Annotated in this window: 7 protein-coding genes and 1 pseudogene; 7 read left to right on the forward strand and 1 reads right to left on the reverse strand. The window is 65.0% G+C overall.

The window, feature by feature from the left end; translation table 11 throughout:
* Positions 1–92 precede the first annotated feature (92 nt).
* The 4 genes from AC1UKG_RS01885 to AC1UKG_RS01900 all read left to right on the forward strand — a co-directional run bounded on the left by AC1UKG_RS01885 (position 93) and on the right by AC1UKG_RS01900 (position 3,688).
* Positions 93–332, forward strand: a complete 240-nt coding sequence (locus AC1UKG_RS01885) for a winged helix-turn-helix domain-containing protein (protein WP_026271545.1) — start codon at positions 93–95, stop codon at positions 330–332.
* A 714-nt stretch (positions 333–1,046) separates the two neighbouring features.
* Positions 1,047–1,877, forward strand: a complete 831-nt coding sequence (locus AC1UKG_RS01890; protein ID WP_482641949.1) for an ETX/MTX2 family pore-forming toxin — start codon at positions 1,047–1,049, stop codon at positions 1,875–1,877.
* Positions 1,878–2,481: 604 nt separating this feature from the next.
* Entirely contained in the window at positions 2,482–2,907 is a 426-nt protein-coding gene (locus AC1UKG_RS01895) for a hypothetical protein (RefSeq protein ID WP_482641948.1), read from the forward strand.
* Positions 2,908–3,106: 199 nt separating this feature from the next.
* Positions 3,107–3,688, forward strand: a complete 582-nt coding sequence (locus tag AC1UKG_RS01900) for a pentapeptide repeat-containing protein (protein ID WP_482641947.1) — start codon at positions 3,107–3,109, stop codon at positions 3,686–3,688.
* Between the two features lie 244 nt (positions 3,689–3,932).
* On the opposite strand, the gene AC1UKG_RS01905 is transcribed toward AC1UKG_RS01900, so the two are convergent.
* The gene (locus AC1UKG_RS01905) at positions 3,933–5,876 is read right to left on the reverse strand and encodes a tachylectin-related carbohydrate-binding protein (RefSeq protein ID WP_482641946.1); all 1,944 of its coding nucleotides are present in this window, start codon (positions 5,874–5,876) and stop codon (positions 3,933–3,935) included.
* A gap of 627 nt (positions 5,877–6,503) precedes the next feature.
* Between AC1UKG_RS01905 and AC1UKG_RS01910 the strand changes: the two genes are divergently transcribed.
* The 3 genes and pseudogenes from AC1UKG_RS01910 to AC1UKG_RS01920 all read left to right on the forward strand — a co-directional run bounded on the left by AC1UKG_RS01910 (position 6,504) and on the right by AC1UKG_RS01920 (position 18,579).
* Positions 6,504–16,427 (forward strand): LamG-like jellyroll fold domain-containing protein, encoded by a 9,924-nt coding sequence (locus tag AC1UKG_RS01910; RefSeq protein ID WP_482641945.1) that lies wholly within the window; start codon positions 6,504–6,506, stop codon positions 16,425–16,427.
* 75 nt (positions 16,428–16,502) lie between these two features.
* Positions 16,503–16,946, forward strand: a complete 444-nt coding sequence (locus AC1UKG_RS01915) for a hypothetical protein (RefSeq protein ID WP_482641944.1) — start codon at positions 16,503–16,505, stop codon at positions 16,944–16,946.
* 216 nt (positions 16,947–17,162) lie between these two features.
* Positions 17,163–18,579 (forward strand): annotated as a pseudogene (locus AC1UKG_RS01920) (IS1380 family transposase).
* Positions 18,580–18,592: the final 13 nt, after the last annotated feature.

The raw sequence follows: 18,592 nt of genomic DNA on the forward strand, positions 1-18,592 counted from the left end.
GGGATCGGGGTCTGGAGTCAAGGCTCCGGTGAGCATCGGCTTGTCGGGTGCGGGGATGCGTGGTCGAGTCAACGAGCCACGCGAGGAGCGCCATGCCTGCTGTACCGGATTACCTGAGAATCTCTAACCGAATCATGACGGACGTCGAGAGCGGCAAGCTCAAGCCGGGGGAGAAGCTTCCGTCGATCGCCCAGCTCTGCGAGCTGCATCAGGTCGGCGCGTCCACGATCCGCCAGGTGTTCATCCGGCTGGAGGCGCTGGAGGTGATCAACCGTCACCAGGGCAAGGGCGTCTTCGTGACCGATCCGAAGACATGGCTCCGTAAGCCCTGAGTCGCAGGGCGATCCGGGCTGGCTATTGTCCGACGGCTACTCGGGCTGGAGCACGTCCTCTCGACGGCGATCGCCCGACCCGTGACCAGCGAAGGTGGATGCGCGGTGTCGTCCCCGGTGGACGACGTCTGGTGCTCGACATCGAACGGCCGGCGGACGTGGTCAGTCGGTGCATGACCGGGCGTGTCGGCGGCTGGCGTCGCACGGTCGGGAGGAGCTGGGGTGGTCACCCCTTGGGCGATAGCGCCGCTCCACTGTCAACACCGCCACCTTCGCCGGCTGAGCGGGTCGACGCCGCACACGCCCCACTGCGCTGACGGATTGCGTGACCATCGCATTGCCCGCTGTTGCGGTGGCGCATCCGGCCGAGTCCCGGCTACTAGTTTATCGAATACATAAACCCTGGTAACGAATCGGTAACTAGGAATAGGTGACATAAGGCACCTGTGAAGCAGCAGACAAGTTGTATTTTTTACTAAAAGCCGAGGTCGGAGCTGGCTTCTGGCGGTGCGGTAAGTCGCTTGGTGTCGCCAGGATTGCTTGGGACGCAATCATGTGTATGATTCGTCTACGTCAACACCGGCGCTCGGTCGGATCGACCGGGTGTGCGGAAGGGAAAGTGATTGGGTGGCCTAGTCGTGTCATGAGGCACGCCGCGGGCCAGCAATCTGGATGTTGCCTACCGGGTAGCCGCCAAGTCGGAAGAGGAATGGTATGAGGTTAAAGAGGACGCGAGCGCTCGTGGCGATGTCGATCGGCACCGCGGCGGCGGTGTTGATGACCGCCTCGCCCGCACAGGCAGCGACGATCACCGACATCACCACGCTGCTCGAAGATATGTCGAGTCACGCCTACCCTCCTTTTGGTTTTGAGGTTACCGCCACCCCGATCCTGATTACGGAATCGGATGCGGTTCCGGTGGGTTCGGCGAAGGTGGTGTCGAGTGCCCCGTTCTACCTGGGGTGCGCGAGTTTGACGAACTCCACAAGTTCGGATCAGACCCTGTGGAGCCACTCGTTCAGTAAGGCCTTCACAAACACGGTGTCGACGACCGTCACTACTGGTGTGTCGTCAACCTCGAAGGTTTCGGGCAGCTTCTCCCTTTCGAAAGTGGTCGGTCTCGGCCTCGAAGAGTCAGTGACGGTGTCGTACCAAGATTCGGAAACCCAGTCGGAGTCGATCAAGGAGACGCACACCGCGCCGTCTCAGCGTGTGCTGGTGCCCGCACAAACAACCCGGTACGTCGTGTCGTCGCTGACGCAATCCACCTACACTGGCGAGTTGGCGCTGAATGCCAATTTCACTGGCGGCTTTACGGCCAAGAGTCTGAACGGTCCGCTTCCGCCGGTGCTCAATATCTATGACACCCTGTCTCGGGCGGAAGACCGTGGCGGCCAGCTTCCCACGGGATTCTCGCTGAACTCCTCCACCAAAAGGTTGGACTTCCAGGGAACCGGGACCTACACGGTGAAGGCTGGGGCTAACTTCCGCGTTGAAGTCCTGGAAACGTTGCCGGGGGGTTTGCAGACTTCACAGTGCAGCTGAGTCGAAACGGGACCCCGGTGGCCGCCAAGGGTGCAGCCACCGGGGCCGTCCCGCCGGCGCCTGCCACAACAACGGTGCCCCGCCCGACCGTGAGGTCAGGCGGGGCACCGTGACGAGCGCTCCCGATAGCCCCGACGAGTTGGGCAGCGACGTGGGGACCAGGACCAGCCTCCGCCGCCACTGTCACCGACGCGGCGGCGAGCACGAACGGCAGTTCGGCACCGGATGGTGGCGTGAGTCGTCAGCCGCGCGACCTGGCCGTCAACTGACTCGTGTCACCGGCGGGATGGGGCGGTGCTGAACACTGGGAGTGCCCATACTGGATGGTTTGATGGGTTTTAGGTAAAATATCGGATTTTGCGCTTTCGACGGTGACTCACTGGCCTGTTGTGGGTGGATGGCAACCAATCGAACGTTCACGTGAACATCGTGTACCGCATGGCGGTGTGATTATTTACCACCTTCATAGTTCTGATATTGATTCGACCTCGGTCCGGGTTCTAAGATTTCGCCGTCTTCGACGTTCTCCCGTAGCTGCTGGCGGGCTGGCGGTCCACCGGTGGCCAACCGGTGGCAGAAGGAAGGGGGCGGCTATTGTGCGCCTATGCCGTTCGAGCCCCTTTCCACTATGGAGTCGGCCCTCTGGGGGCTGCTAGGTAGCTTCATCGTGGAAGCACTCGAACTCGGCGCTGCGTTGCGACGTGCGAAAACCCTGCCCTGGAAACGCCCCGACGAGCCAGGGCTCCCCGCTTACCTGGCCTCAGTCGTGCTTCGGCTCGCCGCCGGCGCGGGACTGGCCGCCCTCATCGGCGCGGACGGGCGCCTGGCCAGCCCCTTAGCCGCCGGGCTTCTCGGCATCACCGCACCGCTACTGATCGAAAAAGTTCTGCGCCAGGTTGACCTGGCACCGATCGAAGTGGACACATCGCACCACCACTCGACATTACCCCTCAGCCGTTCCGTACCACCCCCGCTGGCAACGGACCAGAAGCTGGCCTCAGGAGATGCGGATTCTTCCGATGTCGACTGACTCCTTTCGCCGTCAACTCGTGCTCGCGCTCGGTCGTTCCACCCCCGCCTTTCACTCACCACGAGCAGCCCGACCTGGCCGGTTAAGACACCTCATTGCTGCGTTGAGCCGACGTACCCCAGCCTTCGCCAGCCCGCAACGCGGTAGCCTGCCCAACGCCGATCTCCGTCAGGACGCCTCGCGCATTGGCGATTCCCGCATGAACGACGTGGCTGGTGCGGAGCTCAACAACAGGGATCTTCGCGAGGTCGATCTCGTCGGAGTTAACCTGGCCCGCGCCAACTTCGCCGGCGTCGACCTCACCGGTGCGAACCTCGCCGGTGTTGACCTCCGTGGCGCGGACCTCACCGATGTCGACCTCACCGGCGCGAACCTCGCCGGTGTTGACCTCCGTGGCGCGGACCTCACCGACGTCAACCTCACCGGCGCGCTCCTCATCGGTGCCGATCTCGCCGGTGTTGACCTTGCCGGCGTCAACCTTGCCGGCGTTGACCTTCGCGGAGTCAATCTCACCGGCGTCGACCTCACCAGCGCCGACCTTCGTGAGGCCAACCTCGATCGCGCCAACCTCACCGGCGTCAACCTCCGCGAGGCCAACCTCTACGGTGCCGTTCTCACCAGCGCCAAACTTGCGGGGGCACGGTGGGATTGGGCCACCATCTGGCCACCCGAGCAGGCGGCGGAGATCTGGTTCCGGTCGGCGGAATGGCCGGACCAACCGGGCGTTTACGTAGTGCTACCAGACGCTCGCGGCCGGATTCGCCCGTCCGTTGTCGTGTGACCGGTCACCTAGGGGTCGAGTGAGCGCCGCCGCTGGTGGAGAGTCTTATCGAGGGGTTCGAAGCTGCGGCCTCTGTCACACATGAGCCGCGGGTGACGTCCGGGCTCAACGACACCTGCGGCAATGATCGTCGGGCTACTTCGACGCGTGACTCCTTGAACCCGGCTGACGTGATGGGGCCCGTCGTCTGGAGTGGGCCCGCCGGTGGCCACACGAGTTCGTCAGCCACCGGCGGGGCTAGTTGTTACTCGTGTGGTGTGGGGATGTGGTGTTGGGTGAATGTGGTGGGCTTGGTGGCCCTGGTGGCTCTGGTGAGGGTTGTTTCGTCTGCGGCGTAGAGGCGGACGGAGCTGTTGGTGTTGCGGGTTACGAAGCCGATGTGGTGGCCGTTTGAGTTTTGCCAGGTGAATGCGGTGGGGTCGACGGCGTAGGTTTCTCCGAAGGTGACGGGTCCCCAGGTTGTCCAGGTGGTTGATCCTGCGGCGGTTTGGCGGGTGCGGTAGATGTTGCCGTCAGTGGCGCGGATGAAGACCCACACGCGGCCGGTGGTGGGGCTGAGGATGGCACTGGGTGATCCGTCGGGGGTGATTGAGTCGTCACCGATTGTGGTCCAGGTGCCGGGCCAGGTGCCGTCGATGTTCTGTAGTTGGGTTTGGACGGTGCCGTTGGTGGCGCGGCCGGCGGCCATCACGCGGTATCCGGGTAGGAGGGTGGTGGTTAGCGGGCCGGTGAACTGTGTGTCGCCGAGGTCGGCCCATTCGGTGGTGAGGGTTCCGGCTTTCCAGGTGGCGGTTTGGACTTTGCCGGTGCTGGTGGTGGCGAGGATGGTGGCGGTGCGGTCAGGCCCGATTTGGGCGATTGGGGTGCCGGTTAGGCCGGTGGCGCCGGTGGAGGTCCAGGGTAGGAGGTCGCCGGTGGTTCCGTCTTGTTGCCGTGACCAGAGGGTGCCGTTGGTGTCGTAGGCGAAGACGGCGAGGCTTTCGTCGGAGAGTTGTATCGCGGCGGGGGTGGATTTCATGGCGCCGCCGAGTTCCAGCCAGGGTTTCCAGTCGGGGGAGGCTGGGTCCTTCTGGGTGAGTTGTTGGATGTCGCTGGTGCTGGTTTGGTTGAAGACGTTGACGTTGTCTTCGGCGTCCGCGACGAGGACTGGTGTGCCGGCGTGCACGATGTTGGCGGGGGCTGACCATTGGATCGTGCCGAGGGCGTCGGGGTTAGCCCGGCCGTATCGGATTTGGCCGATGCTGTCGTTGTAGGCGATTTGCAGGGTGCCGAGGGCTGTCGAGGCGGCTGGGGCCTGCATCGCCGCGATCGGCATGTTCGGCTGCACCGGTATCGAAGGGAGCACGGGGCTGCTGATCGCGCCCTGGTGGCAGGTGTTCGTGGTCGCGAAGACCTCGGGGAAACCCCAGCCAGCACCGACCTTGTGGAAGACGAGCTCCCAATTGAGCAGGTCCTCCCGGTAGCGGTACTGGTAGAGGTCGCCGTCGTCCTGGACGCCGTAGACGGTGTCACCGCCGGCGGAGAAGAGGCGGGTGTAAGCGGCCCAGCCGGGTGAACCGACGAGGCGGTCGCGGCTGATCCAACGCTGCGTTGTCGGGTCGAACCGATACCGGTAGAGACGACCGTCGGCGGCGCGGGCGTAGAGGACTCCCGGGGAGGTGGCGAACAAGAGATTGTACCGGTCCCACCCCGTGTCGATCACTCGGCCATCGACGGTCCACGTCTTTGACGATTCGCTGTATCGGTGCCAGCGAAGCCTTCCGGTGTTGTCGATGGTGTAGAAGTCACCCGACTCGTCAATGGTGATCTTGTTGCGATTTGCCGATTCGGCGTAAGACCCGAGGCTGGAGCTGATCTGCCGTCCGTACAGGCCGTCGATTTTTTCCCACTCGGAACCGGTCCACCGGTAGCGGAACATCCCTTCCGACTTGATTCCGTAGACCCGTCCGTCGGGACCGCCCAGCACGCGTCCGAACTGTTTCCAGCCGGACGGGCCGATGGTGGTGCCGGCGGTCCACTGCCCGCCGGTACGCCCTGGGGTTGCATAAGTCCGGTGGGTCAGTGTGCCAGCGCTGGTGGAGTTGAAGAACTGTGCTGCGCCGGTGCAGCTGAACGCATCTTCGGCAGCCTGTGCGGGGTGTGCCCCAGAGGTGACGGTGATGCCGCTGCCGATTAGCGCTATCGCCAACCCTAAACGGAGAGCGCCGCGCCTGGGGACGGTTTCCCGGGTGTGACTAGATATGGGTCGGAACATTCCGAGTCCTTTCGCGTTGTATGGATCTGGTCATTCTTGGCTTGTGTGTCCTAGCGTTAACAACAGGATGAAATTGGTTGTTATGACTGGCGGTCTTGTAAGTCCTGTCGCTCTGGATGTGCTGGATGGTACGTGATCGGAGCTGCATCATGTCCAGTCATCGCTGTCTTGTCAGAAGTCGGTCCTGGCTGGTCTGGTGGGTGGGATGACGCCTTGACAGTGGGGTGGGTTGCTGGGATCGTACGGCGGCGAGTCGCGACAGGACAGTAACGGGGAGTGATGATGGACGGTCGAACGACTGGGTTGAAGTATAGGAAGTTGACAATGCTTCGATGGCTTTGACGACCACGGCTGGCGTGCCTACTGTCCCTGCGTGCCGGGTTTTTCCTCACGTTGACCTGACGCTTGCGCTTGGTCTGCTGCGGCAGGTGTAGTCCGGCATATTCCGGCATTTTGTGTCAGTAATGTCCAGATTTGCGCGTCGTTTGGACCGTTTTCTTAGCGCATTTGCCCTGCACTTTCTCCTGCTTGTCAATTGATCCATCAGCCCAGGGGTTGACAATGTCCTTCGGTCTTCGACGTACGTTCGAGCGGTCGGCGCAGCCGCCGAGGCGTGCTCCGCTGCTGCGCACCGGCGCGGTGCGTTCTCTCGTCGCTGCCGCCATGGTTGGCGTACTCGCTCTCGGTCTGGGCGGCAGCGGGGTGAGTGGCCTGTCGCCGCTGCCCGCCGAGGAAGACGAGGCCGGGCGCAGGGCCGCGGCCGGGGCGCCCGCCCAGGAGTGGGGTTCGGCAGCGATCGGAAGCGATCACGATCAGGCTGCCCAGAACCGGGTCAATCGGGAGTTGCCGACCACGCAGCGCGGTCGCTACCCGCTGCATCGCCTGGCACAGGAGCCGAAGTCGGTCGTCAACAAGGCCAGCGTGGAGAAGCCGCCGGCCGGCGAGGTGGAGGGCTTCGACCGGAAGACCAGTCGCGAGCAGCCCGCCGAGCGCGATGCCAACCAGCGGGTCTACCACAACGCCGACGGCACCCAGACCGTCGAATTTTCGTCCGCGCCGATCAACTACCAGACCTCCGCCGGTGGCTGGGCACCGATTGACAGCAGTCTGGTACCCAACGGTGACGGTGGTTGGCAGAACGCGGCGGACGCGACGCAGGTCCGGCTGGCTCCGCGGTCGGACGCGGACGATCTCGTCCGGATGACTTTCGACGAGGGGGTCGAGTTCGGATACAGCATCGCCGACGTCGTTGGTAAGGCCGGAGAGGTAGCTGGCGACGCGGTTACCTATCCCCGCGTCCAGCCGGAGCTGGATCTACGCCTGGAGCCGCGTGCCGGCGGGGTCAAGGAGACCCTCGTTCTGCACTCCGCCGCCGCTTCGACCTCGTACCTCTTCCCGCTTCACCTACGCGGCCTGACCGCCCGGCTCGTCGACGGGCAGGTCGTACTGACCGACAACGCCGGCGTGCGGCGGGCGGTCATCCCGCCTGGGTACATGGTGGATGCGGGTGCGGGCGATCGCGGTCCTGCCACCTCGACCGGCGTGCGTTACGCACTGATTGATGCCGACGACCGACCCGCGCTGCGAGTGACGCTGGATTCGGCGTGGTTGAACGATCCGGATCGGCGCTTCCCGGTCGAGGTCGACCCGACGGTTACCGGCGAGGGCGCGGACAGCGGCATGTACGTGCACGGCAGCAGCTCCACCTCCGGAAGCCAGGAGTTGCTGGTGGGCCGCGCCAGCGGCGCCAACGCGGCGGCGTACGTGAAGTTCACCGGGCTGGTTGACCAGCTACGTAATCAAACTATCCACGGGGCCGCCCTGTCCGTGGTCAACTACGACGCGGCCTCCTGCAAGCCGCGGAAGATCACCGTTCACCCGGTGACCGAGTCGTGGACCGCCGGCACCGGCCACTCGTACCCCGGTCCCTCGGTGGGTAGCTCGCTCGCCAGCCGCTCGTTCGCGCATGGCTACATCGGCCTGGGGCAATCCCAGTCGGCGTGCCCGGCGGCCAACGAGATGTTCGACCTTGGTACGGCCGGACGGGACCTGGTGCAGCGGTGGGTGAACGGTGAGCAGGCCAACAACGGTCTGTCGCTGCGGGCCTCGACCACCGACTCCTCGGCCTGGAAACGGCTTGCCGGCACCGGTACCGCCAACGCGCCCACGCTGTACATCACCCACTCGCCCTACAACGCCGAGTACGCGATCCCGAACCCGACCCCGGAGCCGCCCGTCCTGCGAAACCAGGACGGCAACGTGCAGGTGACGGTCACCAACCGGGGCTCCGAGGACTGGACGCCCGCGAACTACTACCTCGCCTATCGGGCCTACAACGCCCAGACGGGGGAGGCCGTCACCCAGCAGCGGTCAGCGAGCCTGCCGGCGACCCTCGCCCGCGGTGCCACGGTCACCCTCGACGCCCTGGTGAAGCGGCTGGAACCGGCAACGTACTTCCTCGACTTCACCATGGTTCGTACCGGCGGCGCCGTCTTCACCGATCACCAGGTCCCGCCGGGCCGGATCGTGCTCCAGGTCTTCGACGTGCCACCGGTGGTGCAGGAGCTGTACCCACCGAACGGGTACCAGGCCTCCACCCTGAACCCGCTGTTGTGGGCGCAGGCCGTGGACACCGACGCCCCGCCCGGGGCAACTCTCAGCTTCAAGTTCGAGGTGTGTGACCGCACCGACGACGGCGGGGAAGCCAACTGCACGGACTCCGGCTACCTCGACGAACAAGCGTGGGCGATCCCGGACGGTCGCCTGTCCTGGGGCGAGTCCTACCTGTGGCGTGCCTACGTCAAGGACGGCGCCAACGAGGTGCGCTCCCCCGACTCGGTGATGCTCACCTCCGTGCCCCAACCGGACCTGCTCTCCCGGATCGCCGGATCGCCGGACGCCGAGCGCGGGCGTGACTTCGACACCCAGGTCGGCAACGTCAGTACCTCGGCGATCGATGTTACGGCCGTGACCGTTGGTCCGGAGCTGAACCTGCTCCGGACCTACAACAGCCTCGATCCGCGGCCGGACGCGGTCTTTGGCGCCGGCTGGTCCAGTCGGTACGACATGAAGCTGACGCCGGACGATGACGGCTCCGGCAACGTGGTGATCCGCTACCCGGACGGGCAGGAGGTGCGGTTCGGGCGGAACTTCGACGGGACGTACGTCGCGCCGTCCGGTCGGGTGGCCCAGCTGACCCTCGATGACGCGGGCTGGAAACTGCTCGACCGCTCCGGCACCACCTACGAGTTCGCCCTGACCGGCAAGCTAATCAAGATCACCGACAAGATGGCCCGGTCGGTCAAGCTGTTGTACGACGTCATCTCCGGCAGGTTGGCCCGGGCGCAGGTCGCGAACAGCTTCACCAACACCGCCGGCCGGGCACTTCACTTCACCTGGACCGGCGACCACATCACCGCCGTCAAGACCGACGCGATTGACGGTACCCCGCTGACCTGGACCTACACCTACAGCGGCGATCTGCTCACCAAGGTGTGCTCGCCGACGGACGCCTGTACCAGCTACGAGTACGCGGAGGGCTCGCACTACCGAACCGCCGTGCTCGACGCCCGCCCGGACTCGTACTACCGACTCGGGGAGAGTGAGGGCACCGCGGCGGGCAGCGACGTCGCGATCAACCTGGGCAAGGACGCCGCCACCTATCACCACGTGACCCTCGACCAGCCCGGTGTGATCGAGGGTGCCGGTGACACCGCGGTCTCCTTCAACGGCAGCACCTCCTATATGGAGATGCCAAAGGGCCTGGTGAAAAAGAGTCGTGACACCGCTATCGAGCTCTGGTTCAAGGTCGGCAAGACCCAGACCGGTGGCCCGCTGATCGGCTACCAGGACAAGACCCTCGACTCCGCTGCCACCAGCGGGGTGCCGATCCTCTACACGGGCACCGACGGCCGCCTGCGTGGTCAGCTCGGCGGAGGCACCATCGCCCCGATCACCTCCTCCGTCGCGGTCAATGACGGCGAGTGGCACCACGTCGTGCTCTCCGCCATGGGCGCCACCCAGACCATGTATCTGGACGGCGTTGAGGTCGGCGAGCGGACCGGGCAGCCCATCAAACACTCGCTGTTGACGTTCAACCAGGTCGGTGCTGCGTCGGCTACGACGCCCGCCTCCTGGCCGGGCTGGGGGTTTACCGCCAAGCGGCACTTCGCCGGCACGATCGACGAGGTTGCCGTCTACTCACATCCGCTCGGCCCGGAGGCCGCTGCCGCGCACTTCGACTACGCGAAGCCCGCCGCGCAGCAACTCACCAAGATCACGCTACCCAGCGGCAAGGTCGCCAGCGAGGTTGTCTACGACACCGCCACCGACCGGGTCAAGGAATACACCGACGAGAACGGTGGTACCTGGAAGATCGGTCAGCCGGCTATCTACGGCGGGGACAACGATCTCCGTCGGAGTGTCCAGCTCCTGGACCCGGCCAACCGTCCGCATCTCTACGAGTACGACGCGCTGACCGGGCAGCTGCTGCGCTCCGGCACCCCGCTCGGCCTGGAAACCCGGCCGGAGGACCGGCCGGGGGAGCCAACCCCTTCGCCGAGTCCTCCGCCCGGCGAGACGTGCACGAAACCGGACCCCGTCGATCCAGCCTTCTGCACAATCATTCCGGGCGACTCCGGTGGGCCGGTCTTCGTCGAGCATCCGCTCGACGGTATGGCGATCCGCAGCTACTCATACGACGAAAAGGGCCACCAGACCAAGGTCACCAACGAAAACGGTGACTCGGTGGAGATGACCTACGACAGCAAGGGTCGCCTGGCGACCCGTAAGAACTGCCGTACCACCTCCGAGTGTCATACCAGCTACTTCACCTACTCCGCCACCATCACCGATCGGCTGGACCCACGGGTGGACCTGGTCGTCGAGTCGCGGGACAGCCGGTCGAGCAGCCCCACCGACAACCGGTACCGCACCACCTTCGAATACGCGATAGACGGCCAGCTGACCCGCCAAACCAACCCGGACGGCAGCACCGTCAGGCACACGTACACCTTCGGTGCCGAAGTCGCCTTCGGCGGCGGGAATCCACCGGCAGGTCTGATCAAGACCAGCACCGATGCCCGCGGCAAGGTCACCCGCTTCCTCTACTACAGCAACGGCGACCTCGCCCGGGTGACCGAGCCAGGTGGTCTGGTCAGCGAGTACACCTATGACACGATCGGGCGGCAGCTCACCGAGAAGATCGTCTCGGACTCCTACCCCGAGGGTGTCACCACCACCTTCACCTACGACGAACACTCCCGGGTCAAGACCGTCACCGGCCCGGTAACCACCGAGGCGATCTCCGGTGCGAAGCATCAGGCGCGCACCACCAACGAGTACGACGCGGATGGCAACGTCACCGAGGTAACCGTCGCCGACCTGCTCGGCGATGACCCGGAGCGGATCGTCACCACCGAGTACGACGAGTACAACCGCCCAGTGCGGATGATCGACGCCGAAGGCAACGAGGAAAGCCACGAGTACGACCGGTTCGGCAACCGAACGTCCATGGTGGATGCCAACGACAACCGGTACGACTGGGCGTACACGGCTCAGAACAAGGTCGCCGAGGTGCGACTGCGCGACTGGCGTAGCGACCCGGATGGCACCCCGGCCCCGGACACCGGCGACTATCTGGTGTTGCACGCCTACTCGTATGACCACGCGGGCCGACTCGCCAGCGACACCGATGCGATGGGTCGTCGCCTGGAGTACACGTACTACCGGGACGACCGCCTGCAAGCCATCACGATGAAGGACTTCCGGGACCAGGACGGAACCACCCGTGACTATGTAGTCGAGGAACGCCAGTACGACGCGGCCGGCAACCTCACCCTCAAGAAGGAAGCTAACGGCACCCGGACGAGCGAGTTCACGTATGACCGGGCGGGCAAACTCCTCACCAGTGTCCTGGATCCGACCGGGCTGACCCGGACCAACACCATGGCGTACGACTTCAACGGCAACGTGACGCGGACGACCCGCAGTGGCAAGGCCTCCAATGTGCCGTGGGTCGTGCCAGTTGTCACGGAAACCGTTGACTACACCTACGACGATGACGGCAACCTGCTGACCGAGAAGGTGACGGCAGGGAGCGAGACCCGGACGACCAGCTACACGTATGACCAGCGGGGCTTGCGGCTGAGCGCCACCGACCCCCGGGGCAACGTGAGCGGTGCCGACAAGGCCGCCTTCACCACCACCTACGAATACGACGAACTCGGCCGGCAGGTCAGGTCGACCGGTCCAGCGGCGGCGGCGGAGAGCAATGGCAGCGAGCCCGTCCCGACCAGCGCCGAGGTCGCGTTCAGCTACAACACCTTCGGCGAGCAGGTCGCCACGCGTGACCCACGCGGACAGATCTCCCACGTCGAGTACGACAAACTCGGCCGTCCGGTGCGCACCCTAGCCCCGGCCTACCTGCCGCCGGGAGTCTCCGAGCAGATCATCCCGGAAACCCGACAGAGCTACGACGGGCTCGGCAACGTTGTCGAGGCAATCCGCCCGAGTGGCACCACCAGGTTCACCTACGACCAGCTCAACCGTCTTGTCACCCTGGACGATCCGGCATCGACCAACGATGACCGGGCCGTGACCCACTACACGTACACCCGGGTCGGGGAAGTGCTGTCGGTCACCGACCCGACCGGCGCGCGGATCGAATCTACCTACGACGATCTGGACCGCCAGATCACGCAGACCCGCGTGGAACGGCACCCGACGCCCCGGAACCTCGTCACCACGATGGCCTACGACGACTACGGCAATCTGACCTCGGTCGTGTCGCCGTCGGGTGCGACGACGGTCAACGCCTACGACAGCGTGGGTGACATGATCCGGACCACCGCGCCCACTGGCGAGTCGATGGTCTTCGGCTACGACTACGCGAGCCGGCAAATCCGTGCCGCCGACGGACTGGGCCGCACCGTCAGCATCGAGTACGACCGGTTTGGCGACCGCGCCAGCGATGCCAGCCTGGACGCGGACGGGACCCTGCTTCGTCGCCAGACGTACGAATACGACGAGGCAAGCAACATGACCTCGTCAACGGATCCGTACGGCACGGTCACCCGGTACGAGTACGACGCGTTGAGCCGGCTACGCACGCAGATCGAGCCGGTGACCGACGATAAGTCGATCACCACCACCTTCGGCTACGACGTCGCCGGCAACCGGACCCGCTACACCGATGGCCGGGGTAACTCGACCATCTACACGTACAACACGCTCGGCCTGCCGGAGTCGACGATCGAACCGGCGACAACCGCCCACCCGGCGGTGGCCGACCGCACCTGGACGATCGGCTACGACGCCGAAGGTCAGGCGGTCCGGTTGAGCGCACCGGGCGACGTCAGCCGGCAGCGGACCTACGACGCCGGCGGCCGGCTCACCGCCGAGACCGGCTCAGGCGGCGACACCGCGACCACCGCACGGGAACTCAGCTACGACCTGGTGGGACGGCCCACCAGCGTGAGCGCCCCGGACGGCGCCAATACCTACACCTACAACGACCAGGGGGCGCTGCTCTCCACCGCCGGCCCGTCCGGCACCGCCAGCTTCACCTACGACGACGACGGTCGGATGACGACCCGGACTGACTTGACGGGATCGTCCACCTTCGACTACGTCAAGGGCCGGCTCGACACGATCACCGATTCGATCACCGGCCAGGCACAGCAGCTGAGCTACGACGCCGCCGGCGAGGTGGAGACGGTCGACTACGGTGGCGGCCGGATTCGCACCTTCGGGTACGACGAGATCGGTCGGGTCGCCAGCGACACGTTGCGGAACAGCGCCGGCTCCACCGTCGCCTCGGCCACCTACGGCTTCGACCTGAACGGTCACGTGACCGAGAAGAAGACCACGGGCACCGCGGGCGCGGGCGACAACACCTACACGTACGACAAGGCGGGCCGGCTCACCTCGTGGACCAGCCCGGAGGGCACGGTCGGGTACGAGTGGGACGACAGCGGTAACCGGATCAGCGCCGGGTCGAAGACCGCGACGTTCGACGAGCGAAACCGCCTGCTGTCCGACGGCGACTACACCTACGCGTACACCGCCCGCGGCACCTTGAGTACCCGGACCAGCTCTGGCCTGTCCGAGCAGTACTCGTTCGACGCGTTCGACCGGCTCACCGAGGCCAACGAGCAGACCTACACCTACGACGGCCTGGACCGGGTGATTTCCCGTAGCGGGACGACCTTCACCTACGCCGGCTTCGGGGATGAGGTGGTCCACGACGGGGTGGAGTACTTCGCCCGCGGACCGGGCGGGGAGTTGCTCGCCACCGGCCAGGGCAACAACGAACGGCTGTCCCTGACCGACATGCACGGCGATGTCGTGGCCGCCTTCGACCCGGCCAACACCGAGCTCGCCGCACTCAACGACTCGACTGCCTACGACCCGTTCGGTCAAAAGATCGACAGCGTCGGCGACACCGGCAACCTGGGCTTCCAGGGTGACTGGACCGATCCAGACACCGGCCAGGTCGACATGGGCGCCCGCTGGTACGACCCCGGTACCGGTTCATTCACCTCGCGGGACAGCGTCACCTATGCCGCTGGGGATTCGATTCTGGCCAACCGGTACGGCTACGGGGCTGGCGCCCCACTCGACTTCTACGACCCCGACGGCCACTGGCCCAGCTTTGTCAAGAAAGCAAGCAGCTGGGTATCCAACAAGTGGAAGTCCGCCAAGAAGGCTGTGGGCCGGACGTGGAATTCTGTAAAGAGCTGGGGGTCCGGCCTGTGGAGTTCTGCAAAGAGCTGGGGGGTCAGGCTTTGGGAGAAAACACGCACCTGGGTTACTAAGCAGTACAACCGTGTGAAATCAGCCCTTACCGCGGCGAAGACCTGGGTTGGCGCTAAGGTCAATGCGGTTAAGAAAAAGGCGCGCTCGGTTACGAACTCGATTAAGAACAAGGCGAGAGAAGGCTACAAAGCCTACAAGGACGGCAAGCTCGGCGACTGGGCGAAGGAACAGGCCCGGGCGGCCGCACATGAAGTCAAGGTCAAGGCTACGCGTGCGGCCAAGGCAGTGCAGGAAAATCTGGTCAAATTCACCAAACTGCCGGTTGTTCAAGCGCTGACCAAACCTCTGATCGCAACAGCGGAACGAATTTCTGCCGGCATCAAAGTCGCGGCCAGTGTCGTCTCGGTCACCGCCCAGGCCATCAAGGACCCGGAGAAGTTCCGAGAGAAGCTCTTGAACGCGGCCGCGGAGAAAGTGGCGCCGCTGGTCGAGGGCGTAAGCGAAGTATGGGACAAGTCAACCCAGTTCGTCGAGGACCATGCCGCCGAGATCGCCGGCATCGCGGCCGGCGTCGGAGTCGGTGTTGGCTGCGGTTTTGCGATTGGTTGGACCGGCGTCGGCGCGGTGGCGTGTGGTGCCCTCGCGGGTGCGGTCGGCTCGGCCATCACCGGCGGCATGAACGGAAAGCGCGGCATCGACCTGCTCGGCGAGGTGGCGATGGGCACTGCGTTCGGCGCGGTCGGCGGTGCCCTCGGCCCCCTCGCCGGCCGAGCGATCGGCGCCGGAGCCCGGGCCGTCGGCGGCGGCCTACGGGCGGCCGGCAGTGCCGTCGGAAATGTCCTGGGTGCTGGCGGCAGAGCGATCACCGCTGGTGCGTCGAAGGTCCGTGGTTTCGCCGGACGCCTGTTTAACGGGGGCTGCCGGAGCAACAGCTTCACTTCGTCCACCAGAGTCTTGCTGGCCGACGGTAGTCGTAAAGCGATCAGTGAGGTCCGTATCGGTGACCGGGTACTCGCCACCGACCCCACCACCGGCCGAACCGAGGCGCGTGTCGTCACCGCGTTGATCGTAGGTGCCGGTAGTAAGGACCTCGTCGAGATCACTGTCGACACCGACGGTGATGCGGGCGACCAAACCGCGAAGCTCACCGCCACCGGCGGTCACCCCTTCTGGGAGCATGGCGACGGTCGTTGGGTCGACGCGAAGGACCTCGAACCCGGGTATGAGTTTGAGACCGCGGACCACCGGTCGGCCACAGTGGTGGCAGTCCGCAAGTGGACTGAGCACCAGCAGGTCTACAACCTCACCGTAGACGGCCTCCACACGTACTATGTAGTCGCCGGCAACGTGCCGGTGTTGGTACACAACTGCGGTGGGTCCGTATGGGATGACATCAAGGGCACCCAGCCAGAGATTCCGGGCACCGGTGGAATGCCAAGTTCCTTCGAGTTGGCTGCCGGTGATGTCAAGGTTTGGGTGCACGGAAATGCAAGCAAGCACATCGCCGAATACGCTCAGAACATGGCCAGCAGAGGTGCGAGCCCAGAAATGGTTGGCCTGGGCACCCAGCAAAACCTTGGTAGCCTTCAGGCGGCTGTGGGTGAAGCTGGCCGCGGCGGCCTCACCTATGACAAGCTCCTAAACGTCGGAGGATGGGAACTGAAGTTCGGCGCCCCTCGTCAGGCAGGCATGTTGCCGGCTCTTATTCACGCGCGAATGGTGGGATGACGAATGATTAGGGTTGTTGGCCACTCGCCGTGCGCGGCGGCACAAATTCAGGCGGACCCCTGGATTCCGCTAACGGTGAACTGGCAGCTCGAAGAGCGTTCGGGGCTCTTGAATCTTTACATTCAAGGGATCAATGGTGGGTACATGGAAATGAGGGTAGACGAACGTTCGGGAGCCCTCGTGGAGTTTGTTGTAATTGAGGCTCCGCCAGAATTCGCGCCACGTTTCTCAATGCCCGAAGATTCGAAGAATCTTGGGACCGTGGTCCTTGACCGAGAGATGTGGGAATGGCGCGTTACTCCGGACTATGTGGAGCCGGCCAAGCGTGATGTGTCTATTCCTCAGCACCTTGCGTGGTCGACTCAGGGCGACAACGTCTTCCTGCAATTTGGTGCCTCGCAGGCGTCTTGGTTTGTGGGTTCGGGTGACACCAAATTCGCGATCTCGGAATCCGGGGAACTCGTTTGTATGGCAGTTCGGAGGCCGAAGGTAGAGCTCCCACCCGACTATCCGGGCTGATTCGCAAGGGGAGCCTGGAGGAGATCAACAACGCCCAGAGTGACTGTGGTGCGTACAAGTCTGTCGTTGCGCGACTGAGTTGCCGTCAAGTGGCGAGTACGCATCCAAAACTAACCTCGGCCCTTCGTTAAGGGTTGTCCAGGGGGTGGACCGGAACGAAAGAAGTGCCTTCTGATCAGGGAAGATAGGGCTTGTCGAGAGTCCCATGTTCCTGTCATGGAAGGCACTTGCAGGGTGCAGAGTACCGCAACGCGTCCAAAGATCATGGTGACCGGTGGTGGCCGCGGCGTGGTCAGTCACGCCGGTGCCCGGCTACTGGCCGACCTTGCCGACGCGACCGGTTTGGCCAGCGCGTTCAGTCAGGCGTTGGCGGGGTTGCGGCAGCGGCAGAGCGGGCATGATCCGGGCCGGATCGCCGTGGATGTGGCGGTGATGCTGGCCGACGGCGGTGAGGCCATCGCCGACCTTGCCGTGCTACGCAACGAGGCCGCGCTGTTCGGTCCGGTCGCTTCCGATCCGACGGCGTGGAGGCTGTTGTCGCAGCTCGACCGAATCTGCGCTGGCTGAGCTGCGGTCCGCCCGGGCACACGCCCGTGAGGTCGCCTGGGCCCAGCACGCCGAGGTCCGCGGCGACCTGCCGCGGCCGACGGTGGCCGGCCGCCCGGTCGATGGCTTGGTCCTGGACATCGACGCGACCATCGTGATCTGCCATTCCGAGAAGGAATCAGCGACCCGTACCCGGAAGAAGACCTTCGGCTTCCACCCGCTGCTGTGCTTCTTGGACAACACCGGCGAGGCCTTGGCCGGGCTGCTGCGCGAAGGCCGGGCCGGGTCCGACACCACCGCCGACCACATCAGCGTGCTCGACCAGGCCCTCACCCAGATCCCCGACGCGGTCCGGCACGGCACCCCGATCCTGCTGCGCTCGGATTCGGCTGGTTCCAGCCACGGCTTCCTGGCCCACATCCAGGCCCTACGTGAGCAGCATCTGGACATCCGATTTAGTGTCGGCGCCGCGATCACCGAACCCGTGCGGGCGGCGATCCGGGCTGCAACCGGTTGGGTTCCGGCCGTCGACACCGACGGTGACCTGTGTGAACATGCCGAGGTCTGCGAGATCACCGGTCTGTTCGACGCGGCTGGCTGGCCTGAGGGCACCCGGTTCCTGGTCCGCCGGGAACGCCCGCACCCTGGCGCCCAGCTGTCACTGTTCGACACCCTCGAAGGTTGGCGGCACCAAATCGTCGCCACCGACACTCCGGCCGGCAGCGGATCCGTGCAGTTCCTGCAGGCCCGGCATCGAGCCCACGCCCGCGTCGAGGACCGCATCCGCTGCGGCAAGAACACCGGCTTCGGCCGGTTCCCGTCCCGCGTCTTCGCGATCAACCAGGCCTGGCTCCAGCTCGCCCTGACCGGCATTGACCTGCTCGCCTGGACGCAGATCCTGCTCTTGAACGGCGAGCTGGCCACCGCCGAGCCGAAGAAGCTGCGCTACCGGCTACTGCACGTCGCTGCCCGGATCACCCGCACTGCCCGCCGGACCCGGGTCGCTATCGCCGCCAGCTGCCCCTGGGCCGATGCGCTCACCAGCGCATTCACCAAGCTCACCGCACTACCCCGGCCCACCGGTTGACCCAGCGAGTCTC

The sequence above is a fragment of the Salinispora sp. CH2A1_6 genome, assembly GCF_056820975.1.

Coding starts and splice junctions, on each gene's coding strand:
- AC1UKG_RS01885 (WP_026271545.1), top strand. CDS start 93: ATGCCTGCTGTACCGGATTACCTGAGAATCTCTAACCGAATCATGACG.
- AC1UKG_RS01890 (WP_482641949.1), top strand. CDS start 1,047: ATGAGGTTAAAGAGGACGCGAGCGCTCGTGGCGATGTCGATCGGCACC.
- AC1UKG_RS01895 (WP_482641948.1), top strand. CDS start 2,482: ATGCCGTTCGAGCCCCTTTCCACTATGGAGTCGGCCCTCTGGGGGCTG.
- AC1UKG_RS01900 (WP_482641947.1), top strand. CDS start 3,107: ATGAACGACGTGGCTGGTGCGGAGCTCAACAACAGGGATCTTCGCGAG.
- AC1UKG_RS01910 (WP_482641945.1), top strand. CDS start 6,504: ATGTCCTTCGGTCTTCGACGTACGTTCGAGCGGTCGGCGCAGCCGCCG.